The sequence below is a fragment of the Kocuria kalidii genome, assembly GCF_044462225.1.
Taxonomy (GTDB): Bacteria; Actinomycetota; Actinomycetes; order Actinomycetales; family Micrococcaceae; genus Kocuria; species Kocuria kalidii.
The window spans coordinates 17,915-34,086 of the sequence record NZ_JBISWJ010000048.1; the positions used below are offsets into that span (position 1 = coordinate 17,915).

The following is a 16,172-nucleotide window of genomic DNA, read 5'->3' on the forward strand; positions in this document are numbered from 1 at the left end:
CGGGGCCCGGGCGGTCCCGCGCGCGGCGGGTCCGCCCGGGGCGGTGTTCCACGGGGACGGTGCCACGCCGGGGCCGTCTCAGACGGTGCTGGTCGCGGCGTCGAACTCCAGCCGCGGCAGCCGGTCGTGGCGCGGGGCGGCGGGGACGCCGATGTTCACGACCAGCAGAGAGCGGTGCGCGGTCCCGGTGTGGAACTCGGCGTCCACGCCGGCGGGGTCGAACCCGCCCATGGGGCCCGCCGCGAGGCCCACGGCGCGCACGGCCAGCAGGAAGTACCCGGCCTGCAGGTGGGCGTTGTCCCGGCCCCACCGGGCGCGCAGCTCCTCGTCCTCCGCGAAGGCCTGCTGCTTCGCCGCCCCGCGCGGGTTGACGGCCGGCAGCTGCTCGTGCCAGTCGACGTCGTAGCTGAGCACGGCGACGACGGGCGCGGCGGCGGTCTTCGCCCGGTTGCCCTCGGCCATGTGGGGGAGCAGGCGCCCCCTGGCGTCCGCGGACCGGATCCAGGTGACGCGCAGCGGCTGGGTGTTCATGGCGGTGGGTCCCATCCGGGCGAGCTCGAAGACCGCGCGCAGCTGTTCGTCGGCCACGGGCTCGTCGAGGAACTCGGAGGCCGTGCGGGCCTCGCGGAAGAGGAGGTCGGCGGCGTGGGCGTCGAGGGTGAGCTGGTCCAGCAGGGCGTCGGCGGCCATGGGGAGTCCTTTCGGGTTCGGGACAACTTTGATGTACACATCAACAAAGGGACGTCCCGTTCTATGCCGGGGGACGGCCGTGCCGTCCGTTCCGGCCCGGTGGGTACCCTGACATCATGCCCGCTCACCGTCAGCAGCCCCTGTTGCGCGCGTCCGTCCCCGGCGTCCGTCCCCGCCCCGCGGCGTCGAGCGCCCTGCGCATGGGCTCGGCCCTGTGCGGCATGGGTGTGCTCCACCTCGTGCGGCCCGCCCTCTTCGACGGGCTGATCCCCCGTTCGCTGCCGGGCGCGCCCCGTGCCTGGACGCTGGGGTCCGGGATCGCCGAGCTCGGTGCCGGAGGGTTGCTGCTGTACCCCGGCACCCGTCGCGCCGGGGGCTGGGCCGCGGCCGCCCTCTTCGTGGGCGTGTGGCCGGGCAACGTCACCATGGCCTGGCGCGCCCGCCACGGCTCGCCCGCGCGGCGAGCCGTGGCGCTCGTGCGGCTGCCGCTGCAGATTCCCATGATCACGGGGGCGCTGCGCATCGCCCGGGCGGGCTGAACGGCCCGTCCTCCGCGGCCGGGTCCCAGGGTTCGCATTCGGTCACACACGCACACCCTCCCTACGCTGGGCTGAGCACAGGAGTGGGGGCTCCGTTCTCGCAGGGGGATCGCGTCCGCTCCAGTCCATCGGGGGGTGGGGTGTGCGCACCGTGCCGCCTCCCGCCCCGACGGCCGGAGGAATTCTTGAGCCCCACCCCCCGCACCACTCGCTCGACCCGCACCACTCGCTCCCCCCGCACCGCTGCCGGCCTCGCGCTGGCGGCAGCCCTCGCCCTCGTTCCGCTGGGTTCCGCCGCGGCGGCGACCGAGGCCGCACCGGCCCCGGCCCCGCAGCCGGCGACCTCCTCGACCGACCCCGGCGCTGCTCCCGGGACGGTGCCGGCACCGGGAACGGACAGCCTCGTCGTGAAGTTCCGCGACGGCGCCGTGCCCGAGGGCTCCCGTGACGCCGTGTACGCGCAGGCCGCCGACCGCTCCGGGGACACCGGGCTGGTGGAGAGCGCGGTCACCGCGGACGGCGCCCAGGTGGTGCGCACCGGCGGGACGCTGGCCGGCGCCGAGCTCGAGGCGCTGACCGCCGCCCTGGAGCAGGACCCCGCCGTGGAGTACGCGGAGCCGGACCTGGTGGCGACCACGGCCGCCGAGCCGAACGACCCCTCGTACGCGGGGCTGCAGTGGAGCCTGTGGGACGACCCGGCCGGCCTCGGCATGCCCCTCGCCTGGGACCGGGCCACGGGAGCCGGGCAGACGATCGCCGTGGTCGACACCGGCATCACCTCCCATCCCGACCTGGACGCGAACGTGCTGCCCGGCTACGACTTCGTCTCCACGCCCCAGAACGGCCGGGACGGCGACGGCTGGGACGCCGACCCGACCGACATGGGCGACTACCCCGATGCCGCGCTCTGCCCCGGCAGCCCCCTGCCTCCCGACTCGAGCTGGCACGGCACGCACACGGCCGGCATCGCCGCGGCCGCCGCGAACAACGGGCTGGGCGTCTCCGGCGTGGCCCCGGCGGCGAAGATCCTCCCGGTGCGCGCCGTGGGCGCCTGCAGCCAGGGGTACATCACCGACGTCGCCGCGGGCGTCCGCTGGGCCAGCGGTGCCCCGGTGCCCGGTGCCGCCGCCAATCCGAACCCCGCCACGGTCATCAACCTCAGCCTCGGCGTCCCGGGCGAGTGCCCGGCGGTGCTGCAGTCGGCGATCAGCGAGGCCCTGGGGCGGGGGATCCCCGTGGTCGCGGCCGCGGGCAACCAGGGCGTGGACGCCGCCCAGTCCGCTCCGGCCAACTGCGCCGGGGTGATCTCGGTCGCCGCGACGGACGTCTCCGGTGCGCTGACCCCCTACTCCAACTACGGCTCGGTCACGGTCGCGGCCCCGGGCGGCGACCCCTACGCGCAGATCCTCTCGACGGGCAACGCCGGGACCCGGGCCCCGGAGGCACCCGCGTACACCGAGCGCAACGGCACGTCCATGGCGGCGCCGGCGGTCTCCGGCGCCGTGGCTCTGCTCCGCGAGGTCTCCCCGGCGCTGGGCGTGGACGGGATCCGGGCCGCGCTGACCTCCACGGCGCGCCAGGCCCCCGGCGGGTGCGCGCTCGGGTGCGGCGCCGGCGTGGTGGACCCGGTCTCCGCGCTGATCGCGGTGCAGGGCGGCGAGCCCTTCAGCACCCGGGGCGGGATCGGTGTGCTACACCAGCAGATCGGTGCGACCACCGGTGAGCCGCGCTCCCGGGAGCTGTGCGCCCTGGGCGGCACCCCGTGCTTCCAGGAGTTCGCCAGCGGGTGGATCGTCTGGGACGCCGGGGTGGGTGCCCGCTGGGTCCAGGTCCTGCCGGCCCAGTGGTGGGACCTGTCCTCCGTCGGCTGACCACCCGGCCCGCCCCACGGCGCCGCGCACCTCCCGGGGTGGGCGGCGCCGTCGTCGTCCACGGGTGTTCCCCGCCGTCGCGCGGACGTGGGGCCCGGAGCGGACACGGCGGCGCGGGCCGGTCGACCGGGCGGGGAGCGGGCAGGAGGCTCAGGCGTTGAGCCGGTGGATGCGGGCGCTCAGGTACGTCGCGAAGCCGCACCATGCCACGTAGGGGAACAGCGCGGCGCCGTGCAGCGGGCGGGCCTGCGCCGCCCGGCGCGCGAGGTCGGCGGAGCCGGCCGTCAGTGCGGCGGCCGTGGCGGTGGCCAGGGCGGTGTCGTGCTTGGTGAAGAAGACCCAGCTCCAGCTCGCGTTGAGGGCGAGGTTCAGCGCGAGGGCCCGGCGGTAGCCGCGCTCGCGCCGGGCCGCCTCGGACGGGGTGGGGCCCGGCCGCCGGACCGTCCGCACCCGCGGGCCGCGGCGGTGCAGGCCCGGGCGGGACTGTCGCTGCAGCTCGGTGCGCACGGCGGCCGAGGTCACCGCGATGTCGACGTAGAGCACGGTCCACACGACCGGGAACACCGCGGCCGGCGGCTGCAGCTCCGGCTTCCGCAGGTGCCGGTACCACACGCCGTCCGCCTCGGTGGAGGCGGCGGTGCCCGCGGCGGCGGCGGCCCCGGTCTGCACGGTGGTGGTGAGCAGGTTCGTCCAGAACATGGGTCAGTCCCTCTCCTCGGTGGTGTCCGGTCTCCGGCGGGAGTCCGAGCTCGTGGTCGTGCCCGGACCCGTGCCGCGGTCCTGCGCGGTGGTGCTGTCCGCGGTGCCCTCGTCGGCCGCCCGGGCGCGGCCGCCCGGGTCCGCCCGGTGCCGGGCCCGGGCGCCGAGGATCCCGGCGAGCAGGGCCCCGGCGTGGCCGGCGGCGAGGTCGCCCATCGTGTCGAGGTAGCCCACGTTCACCTGGGGGTCCACGAGCCAGTAGCCGACGAACTCGAGGTACTCCCACAGCAGGGCCAGCGCCGCGCCCAGGGAGCTCACCACGACCACGTGGGACACCGGACCGCTGGGTTCGAGCCGGGTCCAGCGCCGGAGGGCGCGCAGCGTGAGCTCGGCCAGCACCGCGGTGGCCGCGAAGTGGACGACCAGGTCCCAGTACGCGTACTCCTCGTACAGCAGGAGCACCGAGCTCCAGGCCGCGACCAGCAGCGTCACGTCCGTGGTGATCTCCAGGGCCGCGGGCAGCCGGGCCCGCCACGTGATGGTGATGGCCAGGCACACGAGCATCATCACGGAGGCGCCCACGGCGTCGAAGAACAGGGCGGTGAGCAGCACGGAGAGAGGTCCCACCCACCGGACCGCGAGGGCGAGCCGGCTCATGCGCCACCCCCGCGCAGGCGGTGGCCCAGGCGGGCCTGCCACCGCTCCCACGGGCGCTCGTCGGCCCAGTTGAGGCCGATCGTCCGGAAGGCCCGTGCCAGCCGGCGGACGGCCGGGCGCCCGCCGCGCAGCGCCCGCGGGGACATGCCCACCGACAGCCGGGGCCGGAAGAGGATGCGGTCCCCCGGGGCCAGGCGGAAGCTGAGGTCGAAGTCGTCGTGCAGCTCCGGGTCGTGCCGGTGGACGCCGTCCCGGACCTCGAGCCACCAGGACCGGCGCATCGCCATGTTGGTGCCGAACAGGGGAGGGTGGGCCAGTGCGGCGGACGTGGTGAGCACGTACAGGCCGATGTAGAGCGCGGACAGCAGCCGGCCCAGTCCGGGCGGAAGGCCGAGGAACCGGCCCGGCCCGGCCACGGCGACCACGTCCGGGCGGGAGCCGAGGGCCGCGAGCAGCCCGGCGATCCACTCCGGACCGGGAACGCTGTCCGCGTCGCAGCGCACCACGACGTCCCCCCGGGCGGCGTCGTAGCCGGTGGCCGCGGCAGGGGGGATGCCCCGCACGGGCTCCGGCACCACGCGGGCCCCGGCGGCGCGGGCGACCTCGGCGGTGCTGTCGCTCGAGGCGTTGTCCACGACCACGACCTCGTCCGGCGGCCGGGTCTGGGCCGCCAGCAGCCGCAGGCAGCGGGCGAGGTGCACGGCGTCGTCGCGAGCCGGCACGACCACCGACACTCCTGGGACGCCGTGGCCCTCCCGGAGTGGGTGGTCCGGTCCGGTCCGGTCTCTGCTCTCCGTCATGGCCCCATTGTCCCGCGTCCGCGCCCTAGACTCGGAACATGCAGTCCGACGAGGGCACGACCAGCACGTCCGGCGCCCCGGCACCGGATCCGGGCGTCAGCGCGCACCACGGGCGGCGGGGGTTCGACGTGCTGTTCCTGCTGCAGCACTTCAGCACCGAGGCCGAGCGCTACGCGGACCAGGTCCGCCGCCGCTACGGTCTGGCGCACAAGGACGTGCACGCCCTCAACGAGGTCATGCAGGCCAATCGTGCCGGCCGGCCGATCCGGGTGGGGGACATCGCCCGCCGGCTGGTGCTGAGCGGCTCGGCGACCACGACGGTCATCAAGCGCCTGGTCTCCGCCGGGCACCTGGTGCGGGCCGTCGATCCCCGCGACCGGCGGGAGGTCAGCCTCCACGCGACCGAACAGGCCTACCGCTCCGGCCGGGAGATGTTCTCGGCGATGAGCGAGGAGGTGCTGGCCGTGCTGGACGACTGCGCCGACGAGGAGATCGAGGTCCTGCGGCGCCGCCTGCCGCAGCTCACCGAGGCGGTCCGCCGCGCCGGGGGCCGGGCGGGGGAGGCCCCGACGGCCGCGGACGGTGGGCCCGGCGAGGGAACGGCGCGGGGGACGGCGGACGCGGGGGCACCAGGGGCGCCCCCGCGTGCGGTGTGACACACATGATCGATTCGATTATCGAAGGACTGTGGTGGAATGGGGGCATGGTGACGGTCTTCTCGCGCGAATCGGCGTTCTCGGGCGCCAGTCCGGGCACCGGGGTGCGTGCCGGGCAGGGCGACGGGAGGGACCCCACCCGGGCCCCCGTCCTCGACGAGTTCCTGGCCGAGGCCACCCGTCGCGCGGATGCCGTGGACCCCGGGTTCGCGCGGCTGTGGGGCGAGGTCGCCCGGCTCAGCACCGGCGGCAAGCGGATCCGCCCCCACCTCGTCCGGCTCACGGCCGGCGCCTACCCCGAGCCGGAGCCGGAGCCGGTGGTCGAGGCCGTCGGCGCCGCGTTCGAGCTGCTGCACACCGCCCTCATCGTCCACGACGACGTCATCGACCAGGACGAGCAGCGCCGGCACCAACCCACCATCAACGCCGCCGCGGCCACCCGGGCGTTCGCGTCCGGATCGGGGCCGGACCAGGCGCGCCAGTACGGCGCGAGCGTGGGCGTCATCGCGGGGGACCTCGCCCTGGCCGGGGCGTACCGCCTCGTGGCCCGCTCCGGGATCTCGCCCGAGCGGTTGCCCCGCGTGCTCGACCTGCTCGACACCGCCCTGTTCTCCTCGGCCGCGGGCGAGCTGCTCGACGTCGACCACACCCTGCCCGGGGCCCGTCCCGGCCGGGAGCAGATCCTCACGGCCACGTGCCTCAAGACCGCGGTCTACTCCTTCGAGACCCCCCTGCAGGCCGGGGGCGTGCTGGGCGGGGCTCCCGACGGGCACGTCGAGGTGCTCGGGCGCCTGGGCCGGACCGTGGGGACCGCCTACCAGCTCGTGGACGACCTGCTCGGCGTCTTCGGGGATCCCGAGGCCACGGGGAAGTCCGCGGTCAGCGACCTGAGGGAGGGCAAGCGCACGATGCTCGTCGCCGCCGCACAGCGCACCCCCGCCGCCGAGGAGCTGGACGCGATCCTGGGCCGCCACGAGATCAGCGGGGAGCAGGCCCTGCGGGCCCGTGAGCTCCTCGAGGAGTGCGGGGCCCGGCGCGAGGTCGAGGAGATGGTCGCCGAGTGCGCGGACGAGGCCCGGTCCCTGCTCGACACCGCGGCGCTGCCCGCGACCCTGGACCGGGACCTGCGCCGCATCGTGGGCGGGGCCACGGAGCGCATCCGGTGACGGCCGGCCAGCACACCGGGTCCCCGGCCGAGGCCGCCGCCCGGTACGACGACACCGCCCGGGAGGCCGCGGCGACCGTGATCCGCCGCTACTCCACGTCCTTCGGTCTCGCGTGCCGCCTGCTGGGGCCGGACGTCCGACCGCACGTCTACGCCGTCTACGCCCTGGTCCGGATCGCCGACGAGATCGTCGACGGCGCCAGCGCGGGTGCCGGGGTCCCGCCGCAGGGGTCGCGGGAGCTGCTGGACGCCCTCGAGGACGAGACGTACGCCGCGATCGGGCGCGGGTTCAGCAGCAACCTCGTGGTGCACGCCTTCGCCCGCACGGCCCGCCACGCGCAGATCGGCCCCGACCTCGTGCGCCCGTTCTTCGCGTCGATGCGCGCCGATCTCAGCGCGGACCGGCACAGCGCCGACTCCCTCGACGAGTACGTGTACGGCTCGGCCGAGGTCGTGGGTCTCATGTGCCTCCAGGTGTTCCTGGCCGGCCGTCCCGTGCCCGAGCAGCGCCGGGCGGAGCTCGTGGCGGGGGCCCGCCGCCTGGGCGCGGCGTTCCAGAAGGTCAACTTCCTGCGGGACCTGGCCGAGGACTACGGTCAGCTCGGCCGCGTGTACTTCCCCGGGGTGGAGCCCGGGGACTTCTCCGAGACCGAGAAGAACCGCCTCCTCGACGACATCGACGCCGACCTCGCCGCCGCCCGCGCCGTGGTCGACGACCTCCCGCGGACCTCCCGCGCCGCCGTCCTCACCGCCCACGACCTGTTCCGGGAGCTGTCCGTGCGGATCCGTTCCACCCCTGCCGAGGAGCTGCTGAGCTCCCGCATCCGGGTGCCGAACGCCCGCAAGGCCGCGCTCGCCGCGACCGCCGTCGCCCGGGCCCGGGCCCGCCGCCGTGCCCCCGGGCCCCGCGGCCGGCACGTCGTGGTGGTCGGGGCCGGGATCGCCGGTCTCGCCGCCGCGGGCCTGCTCGCGCGGGACGGCTGGGACGTCACCGTCCTGGAGCGCGGGACGACGACGGGCGGTCGCGCCGGACGGCTCGAGCGGGACGGCTTCCGCTTCGACACCGGGCCCTCCTGGTACCTCATGCCGGAGGTCTTCGACCACTTCTTCCGGCTCATGGGCTCCAGCACGGCGGAGGAGCTCGAGCTCGTCCGGCTGGACCCCGCGTACCGGGTCTACGGCGAGCGCTACGCGCAGCCGATCGACATCCGCTCGGACCTCGAGGACACCGTGGCGCTGTTCGAGTCCGTGGAGCCCGGGGCCGGGAACCGGGTCCGGACCTACCTGGCCTCGGCGAAGCGGACCTACCAGCTCGCCGTCGACCACTTCCTCTACACGTCCTACGCCTCGTTCACGCCGCTGCTCACCCGGCCGGTCGTGCGCGGCCTGCCGGAGCTCGCACGCCACCTCACCGGGTCCCTGCACGACTTCGCCGCCGCGACCGTCCAGGACACCCGGCTGCGGCAGGTGCTCGGCTACCCGGCCGTCTTCCTCGCCAGCGCGCCCCGGATGACGCCGTCGCTGTACCACCTCATGAGCCACATGGACCTCACGGACTCGGTCCAGTACCCGCAGGGCGGGTTCCGCCGGATCATCGAGGCGGCCGAGCGGCTCGCCGTCGCCCACGGCGCGCGGATCCGGACGGAGGCGGACGTGGTCCGGATCAGCACCACCGGGGAGACCGACGGCCCGGTCCGGGCCACCGGCGTCGTGTGGCGGGACGCGGCCGGGGCGGAGCACGAGCTCGCCGCGGACGTCGTCGTCTCCGCCGCGGACCTGCACCACACCGAGACCGCGCTGCTCCCGCGCGAGCTGCAGAGCTACCCCCAGCGCTACTGGGACAGGCGCCAGACCGGCCCCGGCGCGGTGCTCGTGATGCTCGGGGTGCGCGGGGAGCTGCCGGAGCTGCCGCACCACAGCCTGTTCTTCAGCGCGGACTGGGACGCGAACTTCCGGGCGATCTTCGAAGAGCCCACGAGCATCCCGGACCCCGCGTCCGTCTACGTCTGCAAGCCCTCGGCGACCGACCCCGGGGTGGCCCCCGAGGGGCACGAGAACCTCTTCGTGCTGATCCCCGTCCCCGCCGATCCCGCACTGGGCGCGGGCGGGCCGGACGGTGCCGGGTCCCCGGGGGTCGAGGCCGTCGCGGACCGGGTGATCGACCAGGTCGCCGCCTGGGCGGGGGTGCCGGACCTGCGGGAGCGGATCGTCGTGCGGCACACGATGGGGCCGGAGGACTTCCGGCGGGACCTCAACGCCTGGCGCGGAAACGTGCTGGGACCCGCCCACGTGCTCAGGCAGTCCGCGTTCTTCCGGGGCGCCAACCGCAGCCGCAAGGTCGCCGGCCTGCACTACTGCGGGTCCTCGACCATCCCCGGGATCGGCCTGCCGATGTGCCTGATCAGTGCCGAGATCCTGCTCAAGGACCTGCGCGGGGACACCTCCACCGGACCGCTGGCAGAGCCCCTGGTGCCGCGCGGATGAGCTTCGTGTACCTCGGCCTCCTGCTGCTCAGCCTGGCCGGGATGGTGCTCCTGGACGTCCGGGAGGAGCTCTTCTTCGCCCACGCGCCCCGCCGCGCCGCGCTCGTGCTGCTCACGGGGCTGGCATTCTTCCTCGCCTGGGACGTCGCCGGGATCAGCCTGGGGATCTTCCTGCACAGCCCCAGCGACTACGCGACCGGCTGGATGGTCGCCCCGCAGATCCCGGTCGAGGAGGTCGTGTTCCTCGTGTTCCTCTGCTACCTCACCATGAACCTGGTCCGGCTCACGGAGAAGGCGCTGGCGCGCCGGTCCGCGGCGGCCGGCCCGGGCCGGGCGGACGCCCCGTGACCTACGCCCTCGTCATCCCGGTCTTCCTCGCGCTGGCCCTCGTGCCGGCCACCCTGCTGGTCCGTCGGCCCTCCCCGGCGCCCCCGCGGCGCAGGGCACTGGCCGTGCTGGGGATCTCCTTCGCGGTGCTCGCGGTCCTGACGGTCGTCTTCGACAACCTCATGATCGCCGCCGGGTTCTTCGACTACGGGGCCGGGCACATCACGGGGCTGCGGATCGGGCTCGTCCCGGTCGAGGACCTCGCGTACCCGCTCGCCGCGCTGCTGCTGCTGCCCTCGCTGTGGTGGGGACTGGCCGAGCGCGGCCGGCTCGTGGCCACCGTGCGCACCCTCGTGGCGACCTCCCGGCCGGTCTCCTGGGTCAACACCGCCTTCCCGTTCGCCGCGGCCTACCTCCTGACCACCGGCCGGCCGGACCTGGCCCTGGTCGTGGGGACGCTGTTCTTCCTCTTCCCGTACAACCTCCTGATGTACGGGATCAACGACGTCTTCGACTACGAGTCCGATCTCCGGAACCCGCGCAAGGGCGGGGTCGAGGGCGCGCTCGTGGACCGTTCCGAGCACCGGATGGTCCTCGTGGGCTCGGTGCTGGTGGCCCTGCCCTTCCTGGCGTACCTGTTCCCGGCCGGCGGGACCGCCGCGGCGTGGGTGCTCGGCGGCGGTCTGTTCGCGGTGGTGGCCTACAGCCTCCAGGGGCTGCGCTTCAAGGAGGTCCCGTTCCTGGACTCGGCGACCTCCGCCGCCCACTTCGTGTCCCCGGCCGTCTACGGCCTCGTGCTCGCCGGAGCCGGGTGGTCGGTGGGCGTCGTGGCCCTGTGCGCCGGGTTCTTCCTGTGGTCGATGGCCTCCCAGGCGTTCGGGGCCGTGCAGGACGTCCGGGCGGACCAGGAGGGCGGCCTGCGCTCGATCGCCACGGTCCTGGGCGCCCGGCGCACGGTGTGGGCGGCGCTCGTGCTCTACCTGGTGGCGGGACTGCTCATGCTGCTCGTCCCCTGGCCCGGGCCGGTGGCGTCCTTCCTGGTGCTGCCCTACCTGGCCAACCTCGTGCCGTTCCTGACGATCACGGACGCCGGCTGCGAGCGCGCCAACCGGGGGTGGCGGCGGTTCCTGTGGCTGAACTACCTCACCGGGTTCCTCGTGACGCTGCTGCTGCTCCGGGCGTGGGAGCTCGCCCACTGATCCGGTCCCGCCGCCCGGACGGGTCCTACCGGAGGCGCTGGAGGAGCTTGCCGGTCGAGATCATGGCGCCGCCCAGCACGGCGGGCAGCCCGCCCCCGGGATGGACGGAGGCGCCCACCCGCCACAGCCACGGCCGCAGCGGGCTGGTGTGGGCCGGTGCGTGGAACGGGCCGCTGCGCCACGACGGACGCACCGCGCCGTACAGCGCCCCGCCCTCCGAGCCGTGCGCGGCGAAGTACGCGGGATCCAGGATCCGCACGCTGCGGAAGCGGTCCCGGAGCGGCTCGGGGAGCCCGAGCACCTGCGCCGTGCGCTCGAGCTCCCGGGCGACGAACGGGTCCTCCAGGGTGTAGGACCTCCCGTTGGCCGGCACGGTCAGCAGCAGCGCGAGCGTGGCCGCGCCGTTGGGGTAGACCCCGTGGGCGGGGTAGTGGTTGGCGAAGGCCATGGTCTGCTCGGGCTCGGTCCCGGCCTCCAGGTCGGCGTAGAGGTCGGCGGGGCGGTCGGGCAGGAGCACGCCGTGCCGGGGCGTGCCGGGGGGCAGCTCGGCGTCGAGCACCGCGTAGACCGCGACCGCCGAGCAGCTGAGCCGGCGCGGTGACCGGGGGGCGCGCCCCCCGAGCAGCCCGTCGAGCCGGTGGGCGTCGATCCCGCTCACCACGGCGTCCGCCGGGTACGTGCCCCGGTCCGTGACGACGTGCCGGCGGGTGACGGAGCGGACCGGTTCGCCGGTGCGGAGTTCGACCCCGGCGTCCTCGGCGAGGCGCCGGAGCGCCTCGACGAGCTCGTACACCCCGCCCCGGGGGATCCACACGCCGTCGTGCGCCATGACGGCGGGCATGCTCGCGTACAGGGCCGGGGTCCGGGCGGGGCCGACGCCGGCGTTGAGGGTGTGGATGGCGATGACCTCGCGCAGGCCCTCCGGCATCCAGGTGAGGCTGTCGAGGTAGTCGCGGGTCGTGAGCCTGCGCCCGTACAGCCGGCCGAGCCGGCCCAGTGCGGGATGGGCCGCCCGGTCCAGCACGTCCGTGGTCAGCAGCCGCGTGATGTCCGGGCCGAGCCCGCCGTGCTCGGCCTCGAAACGGGCCCACGCCGCGTGCCAGGGGTGCCCGGGCGGGACGGGGAGCTCGCAGCGGGTGCCGCGGTAGTAGTACGTGCCGACCTCGTCGAGGCGCTCCAGCTCGAGCCCGGCGGTCTCCTCGGCCCGGCGGGCGCCCGCGCCCGGCCGCACGCCGCCGCCGGCCCGCGGCCGGTCCAGCCGGCGGAGGAGCTCCTCCCACACGCCCGGGAACGTGAACAGGGACGGCCCGGTGTCCAGGCGCTGGCCGGCGGCCTCGATGCGGCGGCTCTTGCCGCCGAGGTGCTCGGCGGCCTCGAGGAGGGTCACGCGGTGACCGGCGTGGCCGAGCAGGGCCGCCGAGGTCAGCCCGCCGATGCCGCCTCCGACGACGACGACGCGGCTCACGGGTACAGCCCGAAGAACAGCGCCACGGTCAGCTGCACGCCGGCGACGGCGCCGGCGACGTAGGGGAAGGCGATGGAGTGCCGGTAGAGCCGGTGCCCGGTCTCCGGCCTCGGGTCCCGCAGGAGGGAGCCCACGAGCCACCCCGCGATGAGCGCGTTGACCGCGGCCACCGGGAGGCTGACCAGCGCGAAGCCCAGCGTGGACAGGGCCCACCAGCCACCGCTCCACAGCGCGCTCCCGCGCGGGCCCAGCCGGACCGCCGTCGTCGTGATGGCCACCGCGCGGTCCTCCTCGATGTCCTGGACGGCGTCGAACGCGTGCTTGGCGACGCTCCAGGCCATCAGGCCCAGTGCAGCCGGCCACACGGGGGCCGCCCCGAGCGCGTAGGGGACGAACACCAGGGGCAGCGCGTAGGCCGCGTTGCTCAGCGAGTCGACGTACGCCCGGGCCTTGAAGCGCAGGGGAGGGGCCGAGTAGAAGACGAAGACCAGGACGTACAGCGCGATCCAGCCGAGCGCGGCCGGGGGCAGCGCGACGGCGAACCAGACGACGAACGGCACGTTGCTGACGAGCACCGCGGCCAGGATCGTGCGCACCTCCTCGGACCTGATGCGAGCGCCCTCGATCGAGCCCTTGCGGGGGTTGAGGGCGTCGGTGTCCTGGTCGAAGACGTCGTTGACGCCGTAGATCAGCAGGTTGAAGGGGAGGGTGAGCCACAGCAGGAGCGGCAGCGCCTCCCACTGCCAGAGCGAGCCCGCGAGCCACATGCCCACCACGCCCGTGCCCAGGGCGTTGATCCACAGCACCGGCCGCGAGATGTGGACGATCCGCTGGAGGGCGGGGGCGAATCCGGCCTGGGGCACGGCGGCGGACCTCCTCGGACGACGGGTGACCCGGGGAGCCCGGGTGCACCCCACACTACGTCGGTTCCGGGACCCGCGCGGGGGAGTGCGGCCGGCGGCCCCGCACCACCGGGGTCCGCCGCCGTCCCCGTTCGTGCCCGGCCCCGGCGCGGGGCAGACTGAGGGGGTGCGCATGATGCTGCTGACCTCCGGAACCCGCGGCGACGTGGAGCCGTTCGCGGCTCTCGCCCGGTACGCCGCCGAACGGGGCCACCGGGTCCGGCTCGGGGTGCCGGAGAACTCCGGGGTCGACCTCTCCGGGCTCGACACCGTGAGCCTCCGGGTGGACTTCCACCGGCTGATGGGCACCGGGAGCCTCTCGCCGCGGACGGCGGTGCGCCACTTCCGCTCGGAGGTCGGGCCCGGGATGCGCGGCATGCTCTCCGCCGCGGTGCAGGAGACGCTGGCGTTCGACCCGGACCTGGTCCTGCACCACCCGCTGATCCTCACCGCACCGGCCGTGGCGGGCGCGCTCGGCGTCCCCCGGGTGCTGGCCGAGTTCGTGCCGGTGGCGACGCCCACGCAGGAGTTCTCCGCGCCGGGCGGACCGACGGTCTCGAAGGACCTCGGACGGTTCAACCGGGCGACCTACGCGGTCCCCCGCGGCGGCGCCCGGCTGTTCCGCGGGGACGTCGAGCGCGCGTGCCGGCAGCTGCCGGGCGGCCTGGCGGCGTCGGCTCCCGCGGCGTCCCGCGCCACGCTGATGGGGATCAGCCCGCAGCTGCTGCCCCGGCCCGCCGACTGGCCGGCCAGGGTGCACCTGACCGGTGCCTGGCACGCCGACGCCGGGTCCGGTGCCGCAGCCCCGGACCCGGCGGTGGCCGAGTTCGTCCGGGGCGGGCCCTGCCTGGTGGCCACCTTCGGCTCCATGGCGGCCGGCGACCCGTCCGCGCGCGGGCGGGCCGTCGTGGCGAGCGCGCGCGCCCACGGCCTGCGGACCCTCCTGGTCACGGGGTGGGGCGGGCTGTCCCTGCCGGTGCGCGACCGCGGCGACGACGTGCTGGTGGTGCCGAGCGCACCGCTGGGCGCCCTGCTCCCGGACGCGGCCGTGGCGGTCCACCACGGAGGTGCCGGGACCGTGCACACGGTGGCCCGCGCGGGCGTCCCCTCCGTGGTGGTGCCCTTCCTCGTCGACCAGCCCTTCTGGGGCCGGCAGCTGCACCGGATCGGGATCGCCGCGGCCCCGATCCCGTACCGGAGGCTGGCGCCGGAGAGCCTGGTCCCCGCCGTGGGCGACGCCCTCGCCCGCCGGGAGCAGGCGCAGCGCGTGGGGCGCGCGGTCCGGCAGGAGCAGGGTCTGCGCACCGCCCTCGACGTCCTCACCGGCCTCTGAGCGGCGCACCGCCCCCGGTGCGCGGCTGCCGGGGGCGCGGACCGGCGTCGTAGTGTGGTCGGGAGCACACCGACCGTCAGGAGGCCCCCAATGGAGCGACGTCTGCCCCAGTGGTCCGAGCTGCGCCCGCTCATGCAGTTCGAGACCCCCACCCTCGACCGCCGCGCCGCCCGGCTGGCCGGGGCCGCGGACCTCTGGGACCTGCGCCGGATCGCCCGCCGCCGCACCCCGCGCCCGGCGTTCGACTACGTGGACGGCGCCGCCCTGCGCGAGCTGACCAGCCGGCGCTCGCGGGAGGCCTTCGACGCGGTGGAGCTGCTGCCCCGGATCCTGCACGGCATCGCCGCCCCGGACCTGTCCACCACCATCGCCGGGACCCGGTCCGCGCTGCCGTTCGGCATCGCCCCGACCGGCTTCACCCGGTTCATGCACGCGGAGGGCGAGATCGGCGGGGTCCGCGCGGCGGAGACGGCCGGCATCCCCTTCACGCTCTCCACGATGGGGACCCGCTCGATCGAGGAGGTCGCCGCGGCCGGCCCGGACGCCACCCGCTGGTTCCAGCTCTACCTGTGGAAGGACCGGGCCAGGTCCCGGGACCTGCTGGAGCGCGCCGCGGCGCACGGCTACGGCACCCTGCTCGTCACCGTGGACACCCCGGTGGCCGGTCAGCGGCTGCGGGACGTGCGCAACGGCATGGTCATCCCCCCGAAGCTCACGCTGCGCACGGTGGCCGACGCCTCCCGCCGGCCGGGGTGGTGGTTCGACTTCCTGACCACGGACTCCCTGAAGTTCGCGTCCCTCTCCAGCACGAGCGCCGACCTGCCCACCATCACGAACGCCATGTTCGACCCGACGCTGTCCTACGAGGACCTCGAGTGGATCCGCTCCGTGTGGCCGGGGCGGCTCTTCGTGAAGGGGGTGCTCACCCGCGGCGACGCCCGGAAGTCCCTGGCCGCCGGGGCCGACGGACTGGTGGTCTCCAACCACGGGGGCCGCCAGCTGGACCGCGCCCCCGCCTCGCTGCACGCGCTGCCCGAGGTGCGGGACGAGGTGGGCGAGGACGTCGAGCTGGTCCTCGACTCCGGGGTCATGAGCGGCGCCGACGTCATCGCCGCGCTGTGCTCCGGGGCGGACTTCGTGCTCATCGGCCGGGCCTACCTCTACGGGCTGATGGCCGGCGGGCAGCAGGGCGTGGCGCGCGCGATCGAGCTGCTCGCCGAGGAGGTGCGGGTCAGCATGCAGCTGATGGGCGCCGGGACGGTCGCCGAGCTGGGTCCCGAGCTGCTCGGCGCCCGCCACCACCCCGATCCCTCCCGCCGGGCCGCGCCTGCCCCCGGGGTCTGATCCGTCCCCCGGGGGTCGGCACCGGGAACCGCGTCCTGCCGG

Annotated in this window: 15 protein-coding genes; 9 read left to right on the forward strand and 6 right to left on the reverse strand. The window is 75.5% G+C overall.

Translation table 11 applies throughout. The features are described 5' to 3' along the window. Positions 1 to 78: 78 nt before the first annotated feature. Positions 79 to 690 carry a malonic semialdehyde reductase gene (locus tag ACH9D3_RS07235; RefSeq protein WP_396410414.1) on the reverse strand — a complete coding sequence of 204 codons (612 nt, stop codon included), beginning with the start codon at positions 688 to 690 and terminating at the stop codon, positions 79 to 81. Positions 691 to 806: 116 nt separating this feature from the next. Here ACH9D3_RS07235 and ACH9D3_RS07240 point away from each other — a divergent pair, with 116 nt between their 5' ends. Both ACH9D3_RS07240 and ACH9D3_RS07245 read left to right on the forward strand, forming a co-directional pair. Then, a complete protein-coding gene (locus ACH9D3_RS07240) occupies positions 807 to 1,229 on the forward strand; it encodes a DoxX family protein (protein WP_396410415.1) in 423 nt (140 codons plus the stop codon). Positions 1,230 to 1,414: 185 nt separating this feature from the next. Beyond that, positions 1,415 to 3,100 carry a S8 family serine peptidase gene (locus ACH9D3_RS07245; RefSeq protein WP_396410416.1) on the forward strand — a complete coding sequence of 562 codons (1,686 nt, stop codon included), beginning with the start codon at positions 1,415 to 1,417 and terminating at the stop codon, positions 3,098 to 3,100. A gap of 150 nt (positions 3,101 to 3,250) precedes the next feature. Here the strand turns inward: ACH9D3_RS07245 and ACH9D3_RS07250 are convergent, their stop codons facing one another. From ACH9D3_RS07250 to ACH9D3_RS07260, 3 genes are read right to left on the reverse strand one after another with little or no spacing between them, the layout of a single operon-like run. After that, entirely contained in the window at positions 3,251 to 3,799 is a 549-nt protein-coding gene (locus ACH9D3_RS07250) for a tryptophan-rich sensory protein (protein WP_396410417.1), read from the reverse strand. 3 nt (positions 3,800 to 3,802) lie between these two features. Next, the gene (locus ACH9D3_RS07255; RefSeq protein WP_396410418.1) at positions 3,803 to 4,456 is read right to left on the reverse strand and encodes a hypothetical protein; all 654 of its coding nucleotides are present in this window, start codon (positions 4,454 to 4,456) and stop codon (positions 3,803 to 3,805) included. Continuing rightward, on the reverse strand, positions 4,453 to 5,256 hold the full coding sequence (locus ACH9D3_RS07260; protein ID WP_396410419.1) for a glycosyltransferase: 804 nt from the start codon (positions 5,254 to 5,256) through the stop codon (positions 4,453 to 4,455). Before ACH9D3_RS07260 ends, ACH9D3_RS07255 begins: the two co-directional genes overlap by 4 nt. 38 nt (positions 5,257 to 5,294) lie before the next feature. Here ACH9D3_RS07260 and ACH9D3_RS07265 point away from each other — a divergent pair, with 38 nt between their 5' ends. From ACH9D3_RS07265 to ACH9D3_RS07285, 5 genes are read left to right on the forward strand one after another with little or no spacing between them, the layout of a single operon-like run. Continuing rightward, positions 5,295 to 5,912, forward strand: a complete 618-nt coding sequence (locus ACH9D3_RS07265; RefSeq protein ID WP_396400888.1) for a MarR family winged helix-turn-helix transcriptional regulator — start codon at positions 5,295 to 5,297, stop codon at positions 5,910 to 5,912. A gap of 5 nt (positions 5,913 to 5,917) precedes the next feature. Continuing rightward, positions 5,918 to 7,078, forward strand: a complete 1,161-nt coding sequence (locus ACH9D3_RS07270) for a polyprenyl synthetase family protein (protein WP_396410420.1) — start codon at positions 5,918 to 5,920, stop codon at positions 7,076 to 7,078. Beyond that, on the forward strand, positions 7,075 to 9,561 hold the full coding sequence (gene crtI, locus ACH9D3_RS07275; RefSeq protein ID WP_396410421.1) for a phytoene desaturase family protein: 2,487 nt from the start codon (positions 7,075 to 7,077) through the stop codon (positions 9,559 to 9,561). Before ACH9D3_RS07270 ends, crtI begins: the two co-directional genes overlap by 4 nt. Continuing rightward, the gene (locus ACH9D3_RS07280) at positions 9,558 to 9,908 is read left to right on the forward strand and encodes a lycopene cyclase domain-containing protein (protein ID WP_396400891.1); all 351 of its coding nucleotides are present in this window, start codon (positions 9,558 to 9,560) and stop codon (positions 9,906 to 9,908) included. Before crtI ends, ACH9D3_RS07280 begins: the two co-directional genes overlap by 4 nt. Continuing rightward, positions 9,905 to 11,086: a prenyltransferase gene (locus ACH9D3_RS07285; RefSeq protein ID WP_396410422.1), complete on the forward strand. Its 1,182-nt coding sequence runs from the start codon at positions 9,905 to 9,907 to the stop codon at positions 11,084 to 11,086. Before ACH9D3_RS07280 ends, ACH9D3_RS07285 begins: the two co-directional genes overlap by 4 nt. 25 nt (positions 11,087 to 11,111) lie before the next feature. On the opposite strand, the gene ACH9D3_RS07290 is transcribed toward ACH9D3_RS07285, so the two are convergent. Both ACH9D3_RS07290 and ACH9D3_RS07295 read right to left on the reverse strand, forming a co-directional pair. Continuing rightward, the gene (locus ACH9D3_RS07290) at positions 11,112 to 12,551 is read right to left on the reverse strand and encodes an FAD-dependent oxidoreductase (RefSeq protein ID WP_396410423.1); all 1,440 of its coding nucleotides are present in this window, start codon (positions 12,549 to 12,551) and stop codon (positions 11,112 to 11,114) included. Further along, positions 12,548 to 13,414, reverse strand: coding sequence for a UbiA family prenyltransferase (locus tag ACH9D3_RS07295; RefSeq protein WP_396410424.1), 867 nt, complete (start codon positions 13,412 to 13,414; stop codon positions 12,548 to 12,550). The genes ACH9D3_RS07290 and ACH9D3_RS07295 overlap by 4 nt, the downstream gene beginning before the upstream one ends. A gap of 172 nt (positions 13,415 to 13,586) precedes the next feature. Here ACH9D3_RS07295 and ACH9D3_RS07300 point away from each other — a divergent pair, with 172 nt between their 5' ends. Beyond that, positions 13,587 to 14,786 carry a nucleotide disphospho-sugar-binding domain-containing protein gene (locus ACH9D3_RS07300; RefSeq protein WP_396410425.1) on the forward strand — a complete coding sequence of 400 codons (1,200 nt, stop codon included), beginning with the start codon at positions 13,587 to 13,589 and terminating at the stop codon, positions 14,784 to 14,786. A 90-nt stretch (positions 14,787 to 14,876) separates the two neighbouring features. Continuing rightward, positions 14,877 to 16,130, forward strand: coding sequence for an alpha-hydroxy-acid oxidizing protein (locus ACH9D3_RS07305; RefSeq protein WP_396410426.1), 1,254 nt, complete (start codon positions 14,877 to 14,879; stop codon positions 16,128 to 16,130). The last annotated feature ends 42 nt before the right edge of the window (positions 16,131 to 16,172 follow it).

What these genes read in the sequence shown, in the direction of transcription:
- ACH9D3_RS07280 (WP_396400891.1), top strand. Translation starts at nt 9,558, where the DNA reads ATGAGCTTCGTGTACCTCGGCCTCCTGCTGCTCAGCCTGGCCGGGATG.
- ACH9D3_RS07255 (WP_396410418.1), bottom strand. Translation starts at nt 4,456, where the DNA reads ATGAGCCGGCTCGCCCTCGCGGTCCGGTGGGTGGGACCTCTCTCCGTG.
- ACH9D3_RS07260 (WP_396410419.1), bottom strand. Translation starts at nt 5,256, where the DNA reads ATGACGGAGAGCAGAGACCGGACCGGACCGGACCACCCACTCCGGGAG.
- ACH9D3_RS07240 (WP_396410415.1), top strand. Translation starts at nt 807, where the DNA reads ATGCCCGCTCACCGTCAGCAGCCCCTGTTGCGCGCGTCCGTCCCCGGC.
- ACH9D3_RS07265 (WP_396400888.1), top strand. Translation starts at nt 5,295, where the DNA reads ATGCAGTCCGACGAGGGCACGACCAGCACGTCCGGCGCCCCGGCACCG.
- ACH9D3_RS07300 (WP_396410425.1), top strand. Translation starts at nt 13,587, where the DNA reads ATGATGCTGCTGACCTCCGGAACCCGCGGCGACGTGGAGCCGTTCGCG.
- ACH9D3_RS07270 (WP_396410420.1), top strand. Translation starts at nt 5,918, where the DNA reads ATGATCGATTCGATTATCGAAGGACTGTGGTGGAATGGGGGCATGGTG.
- ACH9D3_RS07250 (WP_396410417.1), bottom strand. Translation starts at nt 3,799, where the DNA reads ATGTTCTGGACGAACCTGCTCACCACCACCGTGCAGACCGGGGCCGCC.
- ACH9D3_RS07235 (WP_396410414.1), bottom strand. Translation starts at nt 690, where the DNA reads ATGGCCGCCGACGCCCTGCTGGACCAGCTCACCCTCGACGCCCACGCC.
- ACH9D3_RS07305 (WP_396410426.1), top strand. Translation starts at nt 14,877, where the DNA reads ATGGAGCGACGTCTGCCCCAGTGGTCCGAGCTGCGCCCGCTCATGCAG.